At 41.7% G+C, this 19,878-nt stretch carries 16 protein-coding genes and 2 tRNA genes; 9 read left to right on the top strand and 9 right to left on the bottom strand.

Going from position 1 to position 19,878, the window contains the following annotated elements; genetic code table 11:
- The first annotated feature begins 15 nt into the window (after positions 1-15).
- Both L4C37_RS18035 and L4C37_RS18030 read left to right on the top strand, forming a co-directional pair.
- Positions 16-100 (top strand) — tRNA-Tyr (locus L4C37_RS18035).
- Between the two features lie 101 nt (positions 101-201).
- Positions 202-286: transfer RNA gene (locus tag L4C37_RS18030), tRNA-Tyr, on the top strand.
- 195 nt (positions 287-481) lie between these two features.
- Here L4C37_RS18030 and L4C37_RS18025 read toward each other — a convergent pair.
- Together L4C37_RS18025 and L4C37_RS18020 are read right to left on the bottom strand one after the other, a co-directional pair.
- Positions 482-742 carry a DUF5062 family protein gene (locus L4C37_RS18025; protein WP_137374627.1) on the bottom strand — a complete coding sequence of 87 codons (261 nt, stop codon included), beginning with the start codon at positions 740-742 and terminating at the stop codon, positions 482-484.
- A 191-nt stretch (positions 743-933) separates the two neighbouring features.
- Entirely contained in the window at positions 934-1,842 is a 909-nt protein-coding gene (locus L4C37_RS18020; protein WP_273293727.1) for a Tim44 domain-containing protein, read from the bottom strand.
- Between the two features lie 194 nt (positions 1,843-2,036).
- Between L4C37_RS18020 and L4C37_RS18015 the strand changes: the two genes are divergently transcribed.
- The 3 genes from L4C37_RS18015 (at position 2,037) to L4C37_RS18005 (ending at position 5,654) form a co-directional block, all read left to right on the top strand.
- On the top strand, positions 2,037-2,627 hold the full coding sequence (locus tag L4C37_RS18015) for a TetR/AcrR family transcriptional regulator (RefSeq protein WP_429769364.1): 591 nt from the start codon (positions 2,037-2,039) through the stop codon (positions 2,625-2,627).
- A gap of 16 nt (positions 2,628-2,643) precedes the next feature.
- Positions 2,644-4,518, top strand: coding sequence for an MFS transporter (locus L4C37_RS18010; RefSeq protein WP_429769363.1), 1,875 nt, complete (start codon positions 2,644-2,646; stop codon positions 4,516-4,518).
- A gap of 215 nt (positions 4,519-4,733) precedes the next feature.
- Entirely contained in the window at positions 4,734-5,654 is a 921-nt protein-coding gene (locus L4C37_RS18005) for a YeiH family protein (RefSeq protein WP_429769362.1), read from the top strand.
- A 465-nt stretch (positions 5,655-6,119) separates the two neighbouring features.
- On the opposite strand, the gene L4C37_RS18000 is transcribed toward L4C37_RS18005, so the two are convergent.
- Positions 6,120-6,998 (bottom strand): LysR substrate-binding domain-containing protein, encoded by an 879-nt coding sequence (locus L4C37_RS18000; protein WP_273293730.1) that lies wholly within the window; start codon positions 6,996-6,998, stop codon positions 6,120-6,122.
- A 192-nt stretch (positions 6,999-7,190) separates the two neighbouring features.
- On the opposite strand from L4C37_RS18000, the gene nagE reads away from it, so the two are divergent.
- Positions 7,191-8,636 carry an N-acetylglucosamine-specific PTS transporter subunit IIBC gene (gene nagE, locus L4C37_RS17995; protein WP_180033743.1) on the top strand — a complete coding sequence of 482 codons (1,446 nt, stop codon included), beginning with the start codon at positions 7,191-7,193 and terminating at the stop codon, positions 8,634-8,636.
- A 171-nt stretch (positions 8,637-8,807) separates the two neighbouring features.
- Here the strand turns inward: nagE and menE are convergent, their stop codons facing one another.
- From menE to L4C37_RS17965, 6 genes are all read right to left on the bottom strand, one after another.
- Positions 8,808-10,346 carry an o-succinylbenzoate--CoA ligase gene (gene menE, locus L4C37_RS17990; protein WP_429769361.1) on the bottom strand — a complete coding sequence of 513 codons (1,539 nt, stop codon included), beginning with the start codon at positions 10,344-10,346 and terminating at the stop codon, positions 8,808-8,810.
- Between the two features lies 1 nt (position 10,347).
- Complete coding sequence (menC, locus tag L4C37_RS17985; RefSeq protein WP_273297172.1) at positions 10,348-11,346, bottom strand: o-succinylbenzoate synthase; 999 nt, start codon at positions 11,344-11,346, stop codon at positions 10,348-10,350.
- A 97-nt stretch (positions 11,347-11,443) separates the two neighbouring features.
- Complete coding sequence (gene menB, locus L4C37_RS17980) at positions 11,444-12,310, bottom strand: 1,4-dihydroxy-2-naphthoyl-CoA synthase (protein ID WP_137374636.1); 867 nt, start codon at positions 12,308-12,310, stop codon at positions 11,444-11,446.
- A gap of 47 nt (positions 12,311-12,357) precedes the next feature.
- Complete coding sequence (gene menH, locus L4C37_RS17975; RefSeq protein WP_429769360.1) at positions 12,358-13,188, bottom strand: 2-succinyl-6-hydroxy-2,4-cyclohexadiene-1-carboxylate synthase; 831 nt, start codon at positions 13,186-13,188, stop codon at positions 12,358-12,360.
- Between the two features lie 9 nt (positions 13,189-13,197).
- Positions 13,198-14,937: a 2-succinyl-5-enolpyruvyl-6-hydroxy-3-cyclohexene-1-carboxylic-acid synthase gene (gene menD, locus L4C37_RS17970; RefSeq protein WP_429769359.1), complete on the bottom strand. Its 1,740-nt coding sequence runs from the start codon at positions 14,935-14,937 to the stop codon at positions 13,198-13,200.
- Positions 14,934-16,241: an isochorismate synthase gene (locus L4C37_RS17965; protein ID WP_429769358.1), complete on the bottom strand. Its 1,308-nt coding sequence runs from the start codon at positions 16,239-16,241 to the stop codon at positions 14,934-14,936. The genes menD and L4C37_RS17965 overlap by 4 nt, the downstream gene beginning before the upstream one ends.
- Positions 16,242-16,459: 218 nt before the next feature.
- On the opposite strand from L4C37_RS17965, the gene L4C37_RS17960 reads away from it, so the two are divergent.
- From L4C37_RS17960 to L4C37_RS17950, 3 genes are all read left to right on the top strand, one after another.
- The gene (locus L4C37_RS17960) at positions 16,460-17,677 is read left to right on the top strand and encodes a pyridoxal phosphate-dependent aminotransferase (protein WP_137374640.1); all 1,218 of its coding nucleotides are present in this window, start codon (positions 16,460-16,462) and stop codon (positions 17,675-17,677) included.
- Between the two features lie 170 nt (positions 17,678-17,847).
- Positions 17,848-18,432: a 5'-deoxynucleotidase gene (gene yfbR / locus L4C37_RS17955; RefSeq protein WP_372268025.1), complete on the top strand. Its 585-nt coding sequence runs from the start codon at positions 17,848-17,850 to the stop codon at positions 18,430-18,432.
- Between the two features lie 64 nt (positions 18,433-18,496).
- Positions 18,497-19,822: an anti-phage deoxyguanosine triphosphatase gene (locus L4C37_RS17950; protein WP_137374642.1), complete on the top strand. Its 1,326-nt coding sequence runs from the start codon at positions 18,497-18,499 to the stop codon at positions 19,820-19,822.
- Positions 19,823-19,878: the final 56 nt, after the last annotated feature.

Genomic DNA, 19,878 nt, shown 5'->3' with positions numbered 1-19,878 from the left:
AGTAAGACACACCCTGGAGGGGTTCCCGAGTGGCCAAAGGGAGCAGACTGTAAATCTGCCGGCACTGCCTTCGATGGTTCGAATCCGTCTCCCTCCACCATATTCTTCTTACCTCTATTTGAGTTAAGAGAACAACCTAGTTGATGGGCTTATGGGAAAACATCAATTTAGGCTTACTTTGTGAAAAGTAAGACACACCCTGGAGGGGTTCCCGAGTGGCCAAAGGGAGCAGACTGTAAATCTGCCGGCACTGCCTTCGATGGTTCGAATCCGTCTCCCTCCACCATATTATCCTTAATTGGAAAATCGAAAAGCCAACTCATTGAGTTGGCTTTTTTCGTTTCTAGCAGTAAACATTATTTCTATATCATACTTATCTAAGCAATATTCAACTACTAAACCCTACTCTATTCGCGATTACCCAGTTTTAAGCGCTACTTGTTCCAGCTTTGTTTTATTTAAGCTCTATCTTGTTCAGTCTCTACTTCAGAGGATCGTTATCAGGCAATACCTTATGTATCCAAAGTGCTAACCTCTTCTTAATATTCGCTCCATCTAATTTTTCATCAGGAAGAGGAGTGATCTGATTCACCTCAACTAAAAACAAATAAACAGCTTTCGTTTTCAAAGGCTGCGGAGTGGTAGGCAAGTTCAACCCTTGCATTTTTGCCATTTTTAAACCGACTTCCAGAGCTTTTTTTACTAGCTTGTCTTCATTATGTAACTTTGTTGTTTTTGACATACCGTCACCACTCTCTGTATCGATTGAAGAGTAAGTATATCAAACTCAAGTTGTTACACGATTACATTGCTCCCAAACCTTAACTAACTATCGAGAGTCAGGTCTAAAAATAGAATATAGAGACAAATAAAAACGCCTGCCGAATACTCGACAGGCGTTTAATTCAATGACTAAATTGAATGAATTAGTGATTAACCTTGGATACCAACAATCAACCATGGTGCATTTGGAACCGTTAAATCACGCTCTAGGTGCCAAACATCAGTGATGTCTTCTTCTACACCTTCAGCTGTATCACGGTAACGACCACTAAATTGTAAGCTAAGCTGTGCTTTGCTCGCATCATGATCTGCTCGAACGATCTCAGCATCAACATACATTACGTCTGTATTCTGCTCACCTTCTAGCTTATTACGTTCTGCTTTCAAGTCTTCAAATAGACTTGCTGAAACGTATTCTTCAATCGTATTCAATTCGTTGTGATTCCATGCACCTTGCAGTGTACGGTAATGCTCACGAGAACCATTAATGAATGCCGCTTGATCAAAACCAGGTGGGTAATTGTGCGGAACATCACTTTGAGCACCAAACCCAAAACCACCAGCTTGAGTTTGTGACTGAGGTTGAGCTTGTTCAAAGTTATGTACATTAGGCTGTTGCGGTTGCTGTGGCTGCTCAAATTTATTTTGATTCATACCACCGAAAGCAGGTTGGCGACCACCCTGATTCATCGAACCTTGCTTAGCACCAAGCATTTTGCGTAAAAACTTGAATGCCAAGAATGCAATTAGACCCATGATGAGCATATCCATAAATTGGATACCTTCAAATGCGCCCCCAAAAAATGCAGCTAAAAGACCACCAGCAAGAAGTCCACCTAAAATACCGCCCATCAAGCCCTTTTTACTTGAGCTTTTATTGGCAGCAGTTTTACCAGCTTGATTTTGTTGAATCGTGTCCGTATTTTGTTTTTTTTGTGCTGGGGCCGTTTTGAAACTTTTGCCAAATGACTTACCACCACCAAATTTTTTCGCTTCTGCGATTGGTGTCACCGCGACAGTTACAAACATGATCGCGATTAGTGAGAAAAATCGTTTCATTGTTATCCTTTATAGGTTTCTTTTTTTTCGACTCCTTAATCATACTCGTTAACAATGAACAATGAAATGTTCACATCACGCATACATGTATCAGAATATTGCGACTCTTATTGTTTTCTTGAGAATTGAAACAGTTGACGCGTTTTCTGCGCAAGACTAAAATATTGAACAATGTTCATTTATTAGAAATTACCATGGCACGCAGAAACGATCATACTCGCGAACAACTTATTCAGCTTACCTTAGCGACTGTTAAAGGTTTTTTAGATGAGAATTCGTATCATGAACTAAGCCTCAGAAAAGTGGCTAATATGATCGGCTATGTTCCTAGCACGCTTGTCAATGTATTCGGTAATTACAATATATTACTCCTTCATGCCGTCGCTCAAACCCTTGATGAACTTTCAATAGAAGCGGCTAAAGTCGTTGATGAGTCCATAGACCCAAAAGACGCATTATTTAAACTTGCTTATTGCTACCATGATTTCGCTCAAAAACATCCAAATCGCTGGCAACTCATTTTTGAGCATAATATGAATGGTGAAACCTTGCCTGAATGGCAAACTAAGCGTATTGATGGAATGACCGGCATGCTAGAACAACTACTGAGTGTGCTAGCACCGGAACGCAGTGAAGATGAAATATTAAAAGCGAGCCGTGTACTATGGTCTGGTGTTCATGGAATAACACTTTTAAGCGTTGACGATAAATTTTTCTCAGCAGAACCTATTGATGGTAAAGAGTTAATTCATAACTTAATCTCTAGTTACTTAATCAGCTGGTAAACGCGAAGGACAACCAATGAATAGCAACAGCCCCACTTCGCTGTTAACGCAACAAAAGTTCCTCCCTTACTTTATTACTCAATTTCTGGGCGCTTTTAACGATAATATCTTTAAGAATGTATTGTTGCTTTTTGTAGCTTTCGCGAATGTAGAATCCCTACCCATATCTAGCCACTTGTTCATCAATCTAGCGGCTGGATTGTTTATTCTTCCCTTTTTTCTATTCTCAGCTTTAGCTGGAGTGCTGGCTGATAAATACGAAAAATCGTGGTTTATCCGTAAGGTTAAGTTGCTAGAAATTGCAATAATGTCCCTTGGCGCAATCGGCTTTATTTACGAAAGTTACGGGATTTTACTAGGCTTATTATTCCTAATGGGGACACAAAGCGCATTTTTTGGTCCTGTAAAATATGCGTTGTTACCTCAGCAACTTAAACCTGAAGAATTAGTTCCAGGAAATGCCTTAGTTGAAACTGGTACATTTCTCGCGATTTTGATGGGTACGATAGGTGCAGGGCTATTAACCTCTGTTGAATATTCAAAATATTTTGCTGCCGCATGTGTAGTTGCTTTTTCAATTTTAGGCTACGTTTCTAGCCGATTTATCCCAGAGTCACCTGCAAGCGCTCCTGATCTAAAGGTACAGTGGCGCCCGTTAAAGCTGACGCGTAATACTCTGGCGATAGCTAAACGTGATAAAGCCACCTTTCAAGCCCTAATGGCAATTAGCTGGTTTTGGTTCTTGGGCGCGACTTACTTAACTCAATTTCCAAACTTCACAAAAATATATCTCAACGGTACAGAAAGCTCCGTAGCTTTCTTACTGGCTCTATTTTCGGTTGGTATCGCTGCTGGTTCTTTAGCATGCGATAAGCTGTCAAACCATCGAATAGAGATTGGAATAGTTCCTCTGGGAAGTTTAGGTATTTCCATTTTTGGCTTCCTATTAGCAACATCGATTCCTGAGTCTTTGCCTAGTTTTACTTCTTTTTCTGAGTTCATTAGTTACGATAAGCTTTGGCCTTTATTCACCTATCTACTTTTACTGGGTATATCTGGGGGGATTTTTATTGTCCCTCTATACTCTTTAATGCAGCACAGGGCTAAAGTAAACGAACGAGCTCAAGTCATTGCCGCTCTTAATATCTATAACTCTTTATTTATGGTTGGCAGTGCTATTCTAGGCATAATTTGCTTAAGCTTTTTAGAGCTAACTATCCCCCAACTTTTCTTATTACTGGCAATCATTAACTCTTTGATTGTTTGCTACCTTTTTTATCAAGTACCCATTTTCGCGGTTCGCTTCTTGATGTGGGTCGTCACTCACACAATGTACAGAGTAGAGCATAAAAATCTGCAAAATTTGCCAGAGAAAGGCGGAGCGTTGATTGTTTGTAACCATGTTAGCTATATGGACGCTCTATTAGTAAGCGCGGTTTGCCCTCGTTTAATCCGCTTTGTAATGGAAGAAGAGTACGCAAATTTGCCTCCATTAAGACGTTTTTTGAAGCGTGCTGGCGTGATACCAATTTCTGCAACCAATCGAAAATCCATTCGTAATGCATTCAATGAGGTTGAGCAATTATTAGCTGATGGGCACATTGTCTGTATTTTTCCTGAAGGGCGTTTAACGCCTGATGGCGATGTTGGTGAATTCATGCGAGGGATGGAAATTATTATTAGACGCTCACCTGTGCCTGTTATCCCAATGGCGCTTAAAGGACTTTGGGGAAGCTATTTCAGCCGTTACAAGGGCACAGCATGTAAAGGGCTACCGAGCCGTTTTTGGACGAAATTAGAAATAGAAGTAGGCACCTCAATTCCCGCGGAGCAGGCTTCGAGTCAAGGGCTAAGAGAAGCTGTCATTGAACTACGTGGCAACAGACGGTAGTTGCTTGTTCGATTAATCACTTGGTGGCTTAGTTACTTAATTACTTAGCCACTTAATGCTTAATGCTTAATGCTTAATGCTTAATGCTTAATGAAGCTTGAACAGGCGTTTAGTTTTTCTTAACGTTTGTTCAAATCATTTAGACTTACTTATCGAAAGATTAAGCGTATAGTCCCCCCTTAGAAAAACTTACCCAGCCAGCTAACCTGAATACCATGAACCTAAAAAAAACAGCCCCTTTTTATATTGCCGCTCTCTTTTGTTTAACACCTTGGGTTAGTTCTCCCACCGCACTTGTTATTGGCTTTTTACTGGCAAGTCTTGGACTTGTTCCTGCGCACCTGCAAATTGGAAAACTCACCAAAAAATTACTCGCCTACTCTATTGTTGGCTTAGGTTTTGGAATTCAATTTGAACAAGCTTTAGCGGTTACTGGTGATGGCATTGGGCTTATTGTCGTAAGTATTTTGGGTGCATTATCTGTAGGCTGGATACTGGCTAGAAAGATGGGCTTAGAAAAAACCACTGGCTATCTTATCTCTTCAGGTACCGCGATTTGTGGTGGCAGTGCAATTGCGGCAGTCGCACCAGCGATTAAAGCAGACGATGAACAGATCGGGCTGGCTCTGGCGACCGTTTTCGTTCTTAACTCTGTTGCGCTATTTCTCTTTCCTGTTATTGGTCACGCTTTAGAGCTTAGCCAACATACTTTCGGTACTTGGGCAGCAATAGCGATCCATGATACATCTTCAGTTGTAGGGGCGGCTTCAGCCTACGGTGAGGAAGCACTAACTACTGCAACAACCTTGAAACTGGCACGGGCTCTTTGGATCATCCCAATCGCTTTTATCAGCGCTCTTATCTTCAGAAATGACCAGAAGAAAATTACTATTCCATATTTCATTCTGTTTTATTGTGCTGCCATTTTTATCAGCGACGTAATGCCACAATTTGATGCTATCTACCAAGGAATTTTTGATGTATCTAAGCGGGCGCTTGTGGTGTGTTTGTTCTTAATTGGCTGCGGGATTTCAATTGAAAAGTTAAAAGCAGCAGGTCCAAAACCACTTATGTTTGGCGTAAGTTTGTGGGTGATGATATCCACAGGTTCACTTGCTTGGTTAACACTGACTTAATTTGAGATTAACGCGGCTTAATGCTCAGCGGAAAACACTCCATCTAAAGTAACAAGCTTAAAGTAGATCTAAATTATTTAACGAAGGCAGAGCAATTATGTTGCTTTGCCTTTTTTATACTCATAACAAGCGCAATGGTTAGAACAAAAGCTGTTAACTCAGCGAGTGATCGAATCAAACCTTCAGAGACAATTGCTAAAGCAATTTGCAGCAGTATTGCGGATACCAGAACCATTTTCATATTAATACCGTTAATCACTATTCCCTTAGTTATTCAATATTTCCTTGATTTACGGTTTTATTATGATTGAAAGTTATAAATATCTTAAATTCTGTTTCGGACTATTTTATCGCTAAATCAACTAACTCATCCAAGAAAGTTACTCCATGTTGTTTAGATAACTTTTGCTAGTTTAGCTGTTTAGCATGGCTATTTACTCTTGATAGAGTTCGCATCCAGGTAGCCTAATTCAACTGTTCTTCTAACCATCGAATAAAAGTTCTTACCTTGGGTCTTTTTTCTGTTCCTAACGGGCAAATCAAGTCATAGCTTTTTTCGGTATCCATGCTGGGATACGGCGTAATAAGCTCACCTGTTTCAATGTATGGTTTGATGAAGTGGTAGCGCCCCATTGCAACCCCAATGTTATGTAAGGCACTTTGTACTCCCATATCACGGTGACTCACGCAGTAAAATTGCTCGAATAAATTGATATCAAGATCATGATATTTGATCCAACGCTGCCAAACATCTGAACCTAATGCGTGAATAAAGTTGATCCGGTGCAAGGAATCCAAACCGTCATCAAAAATATTATGCTGTGCAGCATAACTAGGAGTGCAAACTGGGATATAGCTTTCACCAAATAACCGTTGACGGTGCATATCAGTCAAATCTTCCGCGCCATAATAAATGGCTATATCTAAGTGGTTTTGATGAAAATCTTGCTCTTCTTGCGAGAAAATATTGAGATTAAATTTTGGGTATCGCTGCTTGAAATCGGCAAGCCTTGGCAATAACCAACTGTTGGCAAAAGCAGGGCTAGTCCCAATATTGATCTGACCGTACAAATCGGTATTGGTAATATCTTCTATCTCTCCAAAAATAGAACTTAGCGATTTAGATAAGGTACGTTGGAACCGCTGCCCTTCTTCCGTTAATTCAAGTTTCCGAGTCCCACGCACAAACAGATTAAACCCCAATTCACCTTCCAGAACTTTGATTCGATGACTCACAGCACCTTGAGTTAAATGCAGTTTCTTTGCTGCTAGCGTAAAGCTCATCTTCTCAGCCGCTACATTGAAAGTATGAAGATTTCTAAGTAAAGACTGGTGGTTTGCCATATTGCCTCATGCATTAAAATTTTTAATCCATCCTACTACTCGTTTCGTTTGTTTGCACCAATAAATAAGTTTCTAATAGTTGCAGTTACTTAAAACCCTGCATTGAACAAAACTGAACATCATTATTTATCTGCAGGATCATTAAAAAAATTAATAACAAGCTTAGGGGCATTTATGAATATACTTGGGTATATGCAGAAGGTAGGTAAAGCACTGATGGTTCCAGTGGCAACATTACCTGCTGCGGCAATTTTGATGGGGATTGGCTACTGGCTAGATCCGGTTGGTTGGGGTTCAGAAAGTATCCTAGCTGCATTTCTCATCAAGTCTGGGGGAGCAATCATCGACAACATGGCGGTACTATTTGCCGTTGGTGTTGCTTTTGGGTTAAGCCGCGACAAAAATGGTTCAGCTGCTCTTTCAGGTTTCGTGATGTTCCTAGTCGTAACAACCTTACTATCACCGGGTTCTGTTGGGCAATTGATGAATGTTGAGCTGAGTGAAGTACCTGCCGCTTTTGGTAAGATCAGTAATCAATTCATCGGTATTATTGTCGGTATTATTTCTGCTGAAATATATAACCGTTATTCAACCGTTGAACTTCCTCAAGCATTAGCTTTTTTTAGTGGTAAACGTTTAGTGCCTATTTTGACCTCAATTGCAGGTATGGCACTTTCATTTGCTCTTTTATACATCTGGCCTGCAATCTACGATGCTTTAATTCTTTTGGGTATTAAGCTTGAAGGTATGGGCGCAATTGGCGCTGGTCTATTTGGTTTCTTTAACCGCTTATTCCTTTCTGTAGGTATGCACCACGCGCTTTACCCTGTTTTCTGGTTTGATGTTGTCGGTATTAACGATATTCCAAACTTCTTAGGTGGCGCTCAATCCATCGCTAACGGAACAGGTATTCCTGGAAAGACAGGCATGTATCAAGCGGGATTCTTCCCAATCATGATGTTTGGCTTACCGGCTGCTGCTCTTGCTATGTACCACTGTTCTGATGCTAAGAATAAAAACCAGGTCTTCGCGATTATGCTAGCGGCAGCAATGGCTTCTTTCTTCACAGGGATTACTGAGCCATTAGAATTTAGCTTTATGTTCTTAGCTCCAGTACTGTTCTTAATTCACGCAGTTTTAACAGGCTTATCGCTGTATATCGCTGCAAGCATGGAATGGATGGCAGGCTTTGGCTTCTCGGCAGGCTTCGTAGATTTAGTGCTTTCTAGCCAGAATCCATTAGCGGTTAACTGGTATATGTTGCTGATTCAAGGCGTTGTGTTCTTCGCGCTTTATTACTGCATATTCCGCTTCGCAATCATTAAGTTCAACTTAAAAACACCTGGTCGTGGCGAAGAAATGGCGGCGGCAGAAGAATCTGAAACCCCAGAGGCTCTTGCTAACTTAACAAACAGTTATATCGAAGCCATTGGTGGTGCAGACAATATTCTAGAAGTAGATAACTGTATTACTCGCTTACGCCTAACCGTAAAAGACTCATCAGTAGCAGACAGCGACAAGTTGAAAAAGTTAGGTGCAGCAGGCGTAGTACCCGTTGGGAAAGGTGGACTGCAAGTCATTATTGGATTAGGAAAAGTCGATAAAGTTGCCGACCAAATGAAGAAAGCTCTAGCGTGACACTATCAACAATAAGTATGTACACAGCTAATGGTTAGCATGAACAATAAATAAAAGTTCTAAGAATTTGTGATGGTTTCACTTCCATCACAACCCCCTGAAGCGCAATTCCGATTAGTCACCGTGATTGCGCTTCGTTTTATATCAATTAGCCACACTCATCAGTTTATTTCAATTCACTGCTTTAATATCACTGGCTTTTTCACGCTCTATTTTAAGCCATTGTGCCAGCTGGGCTCTCGAAACCTTTATGCCTTGCTGCTCTAACTTTGGCATTTGATAGTACCCAACGGGGTGTTTGAAACGTTCAATGACATCATTTAATTGCTTTGTATACCAACTATCACTTTCGAGCTCATTACAATCAATAATCGCTATAGGTCTAAAGCCAAATTCCGTATCTTCAACAGGAACAATAAAGCTCTGCTTTACACCAGCCACCTGATTAAGTGCTCTTTCAATTTCTTCACAATGAATGTTTTCTCCACCAGAAATAAATTGATTATCCGCTCGTCCAATCACTTTCAGTTGGTCATTTACCCAAACACCCAAATCTTTACTGTCAAACCAACCTTCAGAGTCAGTCAAAGGTGAAACGCACCCTTGATGGTAGTAACCACTAGCGAGTGTTTTTCCGCCGATAAAGATTCTTTTATCCACCAGCTTGATTGCTCGGTAATCTAAAATAGAACCAGCCGTGTTTGACTCTTCAGTTTGACTCAATTCTTTATTTTGATTCGTCAGATCACTGGAAATTGCACGAGCAGTCACTGTTGAGGCTGCTTCTGTCATTCCATAACCAAGCCAAGTTTCAATGCCTCGCTCACAAGCTTCTCTGGCTAATGATTCCGGGATATGACTTCCACCTAATAGCACATGAGACAGTTGTAATGGATATTCAGCACTGAGTAAACGCTGTAATTGAGTAGCGACCAAAGAAGCATGTGTGCAACCTTTGATATCTTCTTCTAAATGCCCCACCCCTACTTTCAAGCACCCGCCAGCACTTAACCAGCGAAATACAATGGCTAAGCCAGACACATGATACATAGGCAAACTCAGCAACCAGGTATCCGAGTGTTCGTAAGAAAAGCCATTAAGTAAACCACCTGCAGAAGCAAGGTGCTGATCTGCGGTATGTACCACTGCTTTGGGATTTCCAGTCGAGCCCGACGTAAAAACAATCGTAGATAAATGAGTGGTATTTATAGCTATAGATGAAGAAATAGAAGTAGTTAAACGATGGTGTCTATGAACCTCAATAGACGACTTTAATTCTCTAACGGGATTCAAGGAGATGTCATCTAGCTTTGGAAGTGATACCACGGTGACCTGTGGAGCTAAGTAGGGATTTTTAGAAGAAGTATTCCACACATAGATAGGCTGCTCTTTCGCAAATAGCGTATCGAGCTTTTGCTGAAGTTTAACTTCTGGTTGCGGCATCACAAACGCCGCAATAACCCCCATTTTCAGACACGCTAATAAGGTGATCACTTGTTCGCTTGAGTTCTTCCCGATTATAGTAAGGACATTCCCTTCTTTTAATCCTTGCTGATTTAAACAAGCCACATATTCATTCACCAAGTGCTGAACACCTCCCCAGCTGTATCGCTTATTAGGTGTATCTAAGGCGCAACGTTGCTGTTCACTATGAGACCAATTCTCCCATAGTGAAGAAGTATAAATGAGCGAATGGGAAGCAGAATTCATACTACGAACGCCACACGATCTCTTGCGATTCAAGAGGTGTTACTGGGAGTAAACTTCCAGGCCACGTAACTTCCAGTTGAGCTTTAAATAACCCGATGGTATCTAACCCAGGGACTTCGTTTGGCAAGTGCTGCTGTGCTAAGCGAGCAAGTTGACATAAACCAAGGCTAGATTCGAGACTAGAGCTGATCACCGCTTTCATCCCTAGTTGTTCTGCTCTTTTGATAAGCGAAACGCAGCGATCAACAGAACCAATCAAAGTTGGCTTAATAACAATCGCTTTTGCGCCAGTTAAAGAATCCAGTTCAAAATCGGCTTGTTTCACCAATTCTTGCAACGTCTCATCCCAAGCAATAGCAACGCCATTATCAATAGCAAACGCCAAGCTCGCTTCTGGCTGCATGCAAGGTTCTTCAATGAAACTAATGCGTTGACGCAAAGATGGTGAGATATACTTAATGAATTGCTTTGCTTTCTCAGGCTTCCAAGCGCGATTGGCATCAAGACGCAAAGTCAGATCAGGAATTGATTCAAGAAATAAGCTGACGAGCATTCCATCACGAATGGCTTCATACAACCCGACTTTTACTTTAGCGACTTTCTCGCCTTTCATCTCATTCAGAATGGGGATCAGCTCATCAGGGTCACCTGAACAAAGCGGAGCAGCTTGGTAATTGCCCTCTGTTGGCAATTGCTTATTTAGCTCTAGCTCAGCCATAGACAAACCAAAAGCCACTGAAGGGTGAAGTTCATCTAAATTAGATAATTGCCCCCCTGATACCCAACGCTCTAAAAATTCTTGAGTTTGAATCCCAGCGTCTTCTAAGCTTTCAAGACTAAACCCAGGCAAAGGGGAAACTTCGCCATAGCCAACTAGACCACCTTCTACCAGTTTTATGATGTAACCGGTTCGCTCTGTGAGCTTGCTGTCTCTAAGAATAACACCGCTATCCATAGGCAAACGAAAACGGTACAGAGTAGCTTGACGATCTGAGTTCATAGGAGTTCCTAAAGAGAAATAAAGAAATTAAGAGCGACCGAATAAGTCACTCTTAAGAAAAGCCACCTAAGTGTAGACACTTTGAAGTAAATAGGGATTAAGGGTTACGAGGGAATTTATCGAAATCAGGACGACGTTTTTCGTTGAAGGCATTGCGCCCTTCTTGACCTTCTTCTGTCATGTAGAACATCATGGTCGCGTTACCAGCCAGCTCTTGTAAACCTGCTTGACCATCACAGTCAGCATTTAAAGCGGCTTTTAAGCAACGTAATGCCATTGGGCTGTGTTGTAATACTTCACGGCTCCAACGTACTGCTTCTTTTTCTAAATCTTCTACAGGAACAACAGTATTCACTAAGCCCATATCAACGGCTTCTTGAGCATCATAGAAACGACACAAGAACCAGATCTCACGAGCTTTTTTCTGACCCACTATACGAGCCATGTATGAAGCGCCCCAACCACCATCAAACGAACCCACTTTAGGACCGGTTTGACCAAACTGTGCATTTTCAGCAGCAATCGTTAAGTCACACATCATATGAAGCACATGACCACCACCAACTGCCCAGCCAGAAACAGCGGCAATAACAGGTTTTGGACAAGTTCGAATTTGGCGTTGGAAATCAAGAACGTTTAAGTGATGTGTACCTGTGTCATCTTGGTAACCGCCATAGTCGCCACGGATACTTTGATCACCACCTGAACAGAACGCCTTCTCACCTAACCCCGTTAGGATGATTACGCCGACTTTCTCATCGTAGCGTGCATCTGCAAGAGCATTAATCATCTCTTTCACGGTTTGGGGACGGAATGCATTGTGAACCTGTGGGCGAGCAATAGTGATCTTTGCAATACCATCATCAGATTTATGGTATTGAATATCTTCATACTCACCGCTCGCATCATTCCAATTAACGGCTGCGTAAAGTTCTTCTTCGGTTATGCCTACTGTTTTTGCCATGGTGATTCCCATTGTTCTTTAAAAGACCACAGAAAACCATGGTCTGATTAATTAGTCTTGTTGTGGTGATTAGCAGGCGTTGAGCCGCCTCCACAATACTGTTTGATTAAGTCTGTAAATAGCTCAGGCTGTTCAAAATGAACGTTGTGCCCGGCATGATCCACTTCGCTATAATCAAAACCACTACCCGCAGCTAGTTCAATGAATTTACGATCTTTTTTGCCACAAATGTAATGCAACTTAGGAGTGCACGCTTTCAATGTAGCACGTAAATCAGGTTGCTTAGCAAGTGAAGTAGATAACAACATATTTGCTACGGATACTCCAAGGTTACCACTTCGCTTTATCACTAAAGTTTGTCTTTGCTCATGATTTAGTGAAGAAAAAACACTTTGCTGGTACCAATCGTCTAGAACATGCTCAATTGATTGCTGTGCAAATCTAACCGCCCACTGCGTATCATGCACTAACCTTTGCGCTCTATCTTCATCGTTATCTAAACCGAAGTTACCACCTTCAATAATCACAGTTTTAATATTTAGATGCTTAAAGACCGATTGAGTCATCCCATACATTGCCAGTCGCCCACCTAAAGAATACCCAATCAAGACGATTGGGTATTGTGAAGGCAGACCTTGTTGCTTTATCTGAAATTCGATACTTGTCGCTATCATTTGGCAACAATCATCAAAGCCGATTGAATCAACAAATCGGCTTTGTCCATGACCAGGAAGATCAATACATACCTGTGGGAAATCAGAAAGAAATGGGTGGCATGAACTCCAATCATCCCCACTTCCTAAAAGACCATGTAGATACACAAGCAACGGTTTCTTAGATTCTTCATCTAAAGTGGGGTGATAAGTAGAGTAAAGCATGTCAACTCCTTAGATTAATGCCTCTTTAAGCATTAAATTGAACTGTTTTAACAAGCTAGAAGCTTGTTCTGCAGGTGTCTTTACTTCAAGAATAAGCACGCCGCTGCCATTGGAAAAATGCTCTTCAATCTTATTTTGATAACTAGATAGCGTTTCTGGACTGGCATATTGCAATTGAAATTGATGAGCTGCATGTTCGAAATCATACCCATGAGGCATTTGATAAAGTGCCTGCTTTTGCTGCTCTGGAACAGGTAACAAATCAAAAATAGCACCGCCATCGTTATTATTAACAACAATCACCATTGGCGTTTTTACGTGCGTTAGTAAAGCTAAAGAATTTAAATCATAAAGCAGTGATGTATCGCCAATCAACATCAAAAGTGGCTTATGCGTTGCCGATATGACCCCAGCAGCCGTCGCGACTAAACCATCAATTCCTGACGCACCACGATTAGTAAAAACTTGTGTTTTGTCTAAGCGAGCCAGCATATCGATAAGTCGAACAATTAGGCTATTACCAATAAAAACATCTCTACCATTAACTCTAGCAGACAAATCAGCAGCGACTGACAGCTCCGTCAACTGGTCATTGCTGGTTAGCTGAGCGAGCGTGAGTTCACTTATTGTTCGTGATAGCTGCGTTAACTCATCCCCCCAACCGGCTGAAGGTTTTAATAAGCTAGGTGTACTTTGAGCACTCAGCCATTGTGAGATACCAGAGACAATATGGGTTTGAGGAAGGTGGTCTTGATTAATACGATGAGTTTCGGGAGAGATGACAACATACTGCTCTAAATTAAACTCCGTGGCTTGTTGCTTGATCCACTGGTTCAAACGCTTGGAAACGATTCTCTCACCCAACTGTAAGATAAACTGACAGTCCGCTAAAAGGTGCTGTGCATGCTTGTTCTGCATCCAAAGATCGTAATGTGCCCAATCGCTATTCATACCAGACTGAGGATCACAAAACACAGGCCAACCAAGTGACTTCGCAAAATCCAGAGCCTTTTCCGCTTCCTTAACGTCTACAGAACCTATCACTACTACACCTTTTTGATACGCGTAATCGCTAGCTTGGACGTTAGCTTGAACGGACGTGTTTGAAGCTGAAGTTTTGAAAAAAACCGTGTTTGTGTAGGTTATTAAGCTCTTCTTCCAGTTATGCACCGACTGTAGGTAGTCTTCGTACATGACTTTTTCATTATTTGAATACAAAGGCTCAGGAAATGGGCAGTTGATATGGATCGCCCCGCCAGCAGAGGCTTGTTTATTCACGAGTTGATCTACTGATGTCAGTAACCAGTTGAGAGGAACCTGCAACGATGGGCTGGGTAAATTCAAAGCCGATTCAACGTGAGATGAAAAAATCCCTTGCTGTTGAATCGCCTGATTCGCTCCACAATTGATCAACTCTACTGGTCTATCTGAGGTCAGCAAAATCAACTTTTCACGAGTAAGTCCCGCTTCAGCAACCGCAGGCAAAAGATTCGCAACCGCGGTCCCTGATGTCACAATGACCGCGACAGGTTTTTTACTGGCTTTCGCAAGACCAAGCGCAAAAAAACCTAAACCACGTTCATCAAAATGCGTATGTAAAGTTAGGCCCGAATTAGCTTCTGCTTCCAATGTTAATGGCGTCGAACGAGAACCTGGAGCCACACAAACATCCTCAACTCCACATCGTACAAGTTCTTCTAAAAGCGTGTCACACCAAATTCGATTAACCACGGCTTGATCATAAATCATGAAGCAACCCCCAAAGGTGGGTGATCTGAAATCAAACTCAATAGTGTAGAGACCTTTTTATTTAACTCTTGCCATTCATGCTCCGCGACGGACCCTGGAACGATCCCTGCGCCAGCAAATAATTGGACTTGATCATTAACCACTAGAGCACTTCGGATTGCGACACAAAATTCTGCTCGTTGGTGACTAATAAAACCGACAGAACCGGCGTACCAACCACGTGCAAAGGGTTCGTTTTCTAGAATAAAGTCCATCGCCTCTTTACGAGGTAAGCCAGCAACTGCCGCTGTCGGCTGTAAGGAAGCTAATAGTTGCACCCCATTCACACCACTTTTTAATTGAGCATGAATGTTTCTTTTCAGATGTTGAACTTTACGTAGCCGAACCAATCTTGCTTCTTGCTCCACATCAACAGAGTGAGAATGCTGTGTTAGGCGTTCAATAATGTCATCGACGACATACTGATTTTCATTGAGGTTCTTTGTATCTTGAGATAACCAGTTCGCAAGCTCCATATCTTGAGTAGCGTTATCACCCCGTCCAATCGTTCCTGCAAGTGCTTCAGTATGTAATTCAGTTCCATGACGGTTATATAGGCGCTCTGGTGTCGACCCGATAAAGCTGTGTTTCGAATCCAGTACCAACATGAAATGAAAACTGTGGTGATTCTGCAAATAGCTCGCTTTCAGTAATTGAGCAGCACAAATCGGCTTATCTAAAGTCAGCGTTGTTTTGCGAGCTAGTACTACCTTCTTGTAATCTTCAGCATCAATGCCATTTAGCACCGTGTCTACTAACTTACCCCATTGCGGTTTCTCAGGGATGTGCTCTATGCGATCAATATGTGAAGAAAGAGGCGGAAGTGATGCTGCATCAAGCTGCAATTTGTTCAGAGCCTTGATGGTTTGCTTACGGTCATCAGTAAGATTGACAGCAAGAGACCACTCACTATCAAAACGAGCCAGTTCTATTTCTGGGAGAAAGAAGAATGATCCCATGCAACGACGATTTTTATCGGTATGACCATCAAATGACCGCCCACCCCATATGCGCTGGTCTTCACCAAGAATAGCGTAAGCGGGCGCAGGATCGGAAAAAGTATGAATCTGACCAAGCGCGACGACTTCTTCACGAGTATCACGAGATTGCCAATAAAACTTAGGAAATAAAGGTTGAGCGTGAAGCCACTCAATAAATGCGAACGAAGGTTTATGCGTTAAAACTTCAACGCACCTTACCTCGTTAGGCTGAGAATTTTGTACTCGTTCAATTAAAGAAGCGACTGTTTGCTGGAAATGTGACAAATCGACCTCATTCACATCTAATTTATTATTATATTAGTTGGATACTTTATGGGTAGCCCCTACTCAGATCAAGAATGTATAAAATCTTTTCGACATTCCTGTGATTTAAAACGAACAAAGCTTATCCGTAAAAACCACATTCTGTAGATTTTTATTCTATCAAACTTCATTTTAAGGTACTTTAATAAAGTATTTAAATTATTTTCAGGAAATCGGCAATGCAAAATATCGGGATGTCGTCAAAACTCAACAGTGTATGCTATGAAATAAGGGGACCTGTACTTAAACATGCTAAGCGCATGGAAGAAGAGGGACATAAAATCCTAAAGCTAAACATAGGAAACCCCGCCCCATTTGGTTTTGACGCCCCTGATGAAATCCTTGTTGATGTAATTCGTAACCTTCCGACTTCTCAAGGTTACTGTGACTCAAAGGGTATTTACTCAGCACGTAAAGCGGTAGTGCAGCATTATCAGAAAAAAGGCTTACGCAACCTTGACGTAGAAGATGTATATATCGGAAACGGTGCTTCTGAGCTTATCGTCATGTCTATGCAAGCTTTGCTCGATAGCGGTGATGAGGTTCTTATTCCAGCTCCAGATTATCCACTATGGACAGCTTCTGTCGCACTCTCTGGTGGTACGCCAGTACATTACCTATGTGATGAAGATGCAGATTGGTATCCGGATCTGGATGACATGCGCGCGAAAATTACACCAAAAACTCGCGGTATCGTTTTAATCAACCCAAATAACCCAACAGGTGCGGTTTATAGCCGTGATTTCCTGTTAAAAGTCGTTGATATCGCACGCGAAAATAATCTAATAATTTTTGCCGATGAGATCTACGATAAAGTCTTATATGACGGGGCTGTACATACATCAATCTCTACACTCGCTGAAGATGTACTTATGGTGACTTTCAACGGTTTATCGAAAGCTTACCGAGTATGTGGCTTCCGTGGTGGTTGGATGTTCTTAACAGGACCTAAGCACCTAGCTAAAGGGTATGTTGAGGGCTTGGATATGCTTGCTTCGATGAGACTGTGTGCCAATGTACCGATGCAGCATGCTATTCAGACCGCTTTAGGTGGTTATCAAAGTATCAATGAACTACTACTGCCTGGTGGTCGCCTACTAGAGCAGCGTGACCGCGCATGGGAACTTATTAATAAAATCCCAGGTGTATCATGTGTCAAACCTAAAGGGGCAATGTACTTATTCCCTAAAATTGATACTAAGATGTATAACATCAAAGATGACCAAAAAATGGTGCTCGACTTCCTTAAACAAGAGAAAGTATTGCTTGTACAAGGAACCGGCTTCAACTGGCCAAAACCCGATCACTTCCGAATTGTGACTTTACCTCACATCGAAGATCTTGAAACGGCAATTGGACGCTTAGAACGTTTCTTATCGACTTATCGCCAAGACTAGCTTTAGACTTTGAAGCCATAAGCCAGTATGAACAATTATAATCACTTGTTTTAACAAGGCTTTAAATTGTAATCATTGGCTTCTATGCTTAAAAGGTTCCTATTAATTAGGAACCTTTTTTGTATCTACTACTCAGCATCAAAAGTGCATTGCATTTTAAAGGGATCATTATGACTCAAAGCCATTTTTTTGCTCACCTTGCTCGAATGAAGCTTATTCAACGCTGGCCATTAATGCGCTCCGTATCTACAGAAAACATTTCAGAACACAGCTTGCAGGTCGCATTTGTCGCCCACGCCCTCGCGGTTATTAAGAATAAAAAATTCGGAGGTCAACTTAACCCGGAGCACATTGCATTACTTGGTATGTATCACGATACAAGTGAAGTTCTGACTGGTGATTTGCCAACTCCTGTCAAATACTACAACCCTGATATTGCGCAAGAATACAAAAAAATTGAAGCCGCCGCCGAGCAGCGATTACTTTCCATGGTCCCAGAAGAGTTTCAAGATGACTTTGCGCCATTTCTGATATCTGGCTCTGCAAGTAATGAAGAGCAATCCATAGTTAAACAGGCAGATACTATCTGCGCTTACCTTAAGTGTTTGGAAGAACTCAGCGCAGGTAACCATGAATTCGAGCAAGCCAAACGTCGCTTAGAAGAAACACTAGAACAGCGTAAAAGCCCAGAGTTAACCTATTTTTTAACGACTTTTGCCCCTAGTTTTGAATTATCGCTAGACGAAATCAGCTAGCTGAGTATAAGTTGGAGGTATCAGAGGCAATAGCCTTAATAAAATCAAATTGATAGGTGATGATTTGGACTTTTCAATCAGCCCAGAATGGCAACATCGCAATGACGATGAACATAAAATAAGAAGAGATGACCACCGCAGTCCGTATCAGAGAGATCGCGCCCGCGTTCTTCATTCTGCTGCATTTCGTCGCTTACAAGCCAAAACTCAAGTCCACGGAACCGCGGTTAATGATTTTCACCGTACTCGCCTCACTCATTCACTTGAAGCTGCGCAGTTAGGCACAGGTATTGTGGCTCAGCTTAAAAAGAAGCAGCCAGAGTTTCGAGACCTGCTTCCTTCAGATAGCCTTATTGATTCAATATGCTTGGCGCATGATATTGGTCACCCGCCTTATGGTCATGGTGGTGAAGTCGCTCTAAATTATATGATGCGTGACCATGGCGGTTTTGAAGGTAACGCTCAAACATTTCGAATTGTGACTCGGTTAGAACCCTATACTGAGCATCATGGGATGAATTTATCGCGTCGTACCTTACTTGGGCTTATCAAATATCCAGCCCTGCTAAGTAAAGTTCAAGCTAAACTCAAGCCACAACCAGTTAAGCACCAAAGGCAGCTTAGGGCTAAAGATTGGATGCCCGCTAAAGGCATTTATGACCAAGATAAAAGCTTGTTTGATTGGGTTGTTGCACCATTATCAAACAATGATAAAGCTTTACTCAGCCAAATGCGTGATGTGGAAGTTGAAGACTCTCAGCATAAAAAAACAAAGTACAAGTCACTTGATTGCTCAATCATGGAGTTATCGGATGATATTGCATACGGTGTTCATGATTTAGAAGACGCGATTGTTCTAGGTCTGGTTACGAAATCACAGTGGCTAGAATCTGTCCATAATAGCCTCATGGAAGCAAACGACCCTTGGGTCAACGAGCATTTAGAATCAATCACTAAAATGCTGTTTTCTGGTGAACATTACCGCAGAAAAGATGCTATCGGTGGAATCGTCAATGCACTCTTAACCAGTATTTCAATCAGTCGTGTACCTGAAAAATTTGAAAGTGATCTACTTGCTTATAATGCGTATTTAGAGCCAAGTATGGATCTAGTGCTTAGTACGCTCAAACGCTTTGTTAGCCAATTCGTTATTCAGATCCCACAAGCTCAGATCATTGAATACAAAGGCCAGCAAATCATCATGGACATGTTTGAAGCATTTAGCGCTGATCCTGAACGTCTGCTGCCTTTAACAATAAAAGAGCAATGGTTGAAACAAACCGATGAGTCAGGTCAAATGCGAACCATAGCGGACTATATATCTTCAATGACGGATGACCTTGCTCAGAAAATGCATCAGCAATTGTTTTCAGCTCACACTGGTTTTTAGCCAATACTGCTCTTTAGTTCTAACCGAAAGCTAAGAAGCTAAGAAGCTAAGAAGCT

The sequence above is a fragment of the Vibrio kagoshimensis genome (genome assembly GCF_050337535.1).
In the GTDB taxonomy this organism is placed as follows: Bacteria; Pseudomonadota; Gammaproteobacteria; order Enterobacterales; family Vibrionaceae; genus Vibrio; species Vibrio gallaecicus.
Note: the sequence above shows the minus strand (reverse complement) of the source record. Positions and strands in the feature narration are given on the sequence as shown.

Bases quoted from the DNA above. Each gene is read 5' to 3' on its own strand.
- L4C37_RS18025 (WP_137374627.1), bottom strand. From the start codon at position 742: ATGTCAAAAACAACAAAGTTACATAATGAAGACAAGCTAGTAAAAAAA.
- L4C37_RS18020 (WP_273293727.1), bottom strand. From the start codon at position 1,842: ATGAAACGATTTTTCTCACTAATCGCGATCATGTTTGTAACTGTCGCG.
- L4C37_RS18015 (WP_429769364.1), top strand. From the start codon at position 2,037: ATGGCACGCAGAAACGATCATACTCGCGAACAACTTATTCAGCTTACC.
- L4C37_RS18010 (WP_429769363.1), top strand. From the start codon at position 2,644: ATGAATAGCAACAGCCCCACTTCGCTGTTAACGCAACAAAAGTTCCTC.
- L4C37_RS18005 (WP_429769362.1), top strand. From the start codon at position 4,734: ATGAACCTAAAAAAAACAGCCCCTTTTTATATTGCCGCTCTCTTTTGT.
- L4C37_RS18000 (WP_273293730.1), bottom strand. From the start codon at position 6,998: ATGGCAAACCACCAGTCTTTACTTAGAAATCTTCATACTTTCAATGTA.
- nagE (WP_180033743.1), top strand. From the start codon at position 7,191: ATGCAGAAGGTAGGTAAAGCACTGATGGTTCCAGTGGCAACATTACCT.
- menE (WP_429769361.1), bottom strand. From the start codon at position 10,346: ATGAATTCTGCTTCCCATTCGCTCATTTATACTTCTTCACTATGGGAG.
- menC (WP_273297172.1), bottom strand. From the start codon at position 11,346: ATGAACTCAGATCGTCAAGCTACTCTGTACCGTTTTCGTTTGCCTATG.
- menB (WP_137374636.1), bottom strand. From the start codon at position 12,310: ATGGCAAAAACAGTAGGCATAACCGAAGAAGAACTTTACGCAGCCGTT.
- menH (WP_429769360.1), bottom strand. From the start codon at position 13,188: ATGCTTTACTCTACTTATCACCCCACTTTAGATGAAGAATCTAAGAAA.
- menD (WP_429769359.1), bottom strand. From the start codon at position 14,937: ATGATTTATGATCAAGCCGTGGTTAATCGAATTTGGTGTGACACGCTT.
- L4C37_RS17960 (WP_137374640.1), top strand. From the start codon at position 16,460: ATGCAAAATATCGGGATGTCGTCAAAACTCAACAGTGTATGCTATGAA.
- yfbR (WP_372268025.1), top strand. From the start codon at position 17,848: ATGACTCAAAGCCATTTTTTTGCTCACCTTGCTCGAATGAAGCTTATT.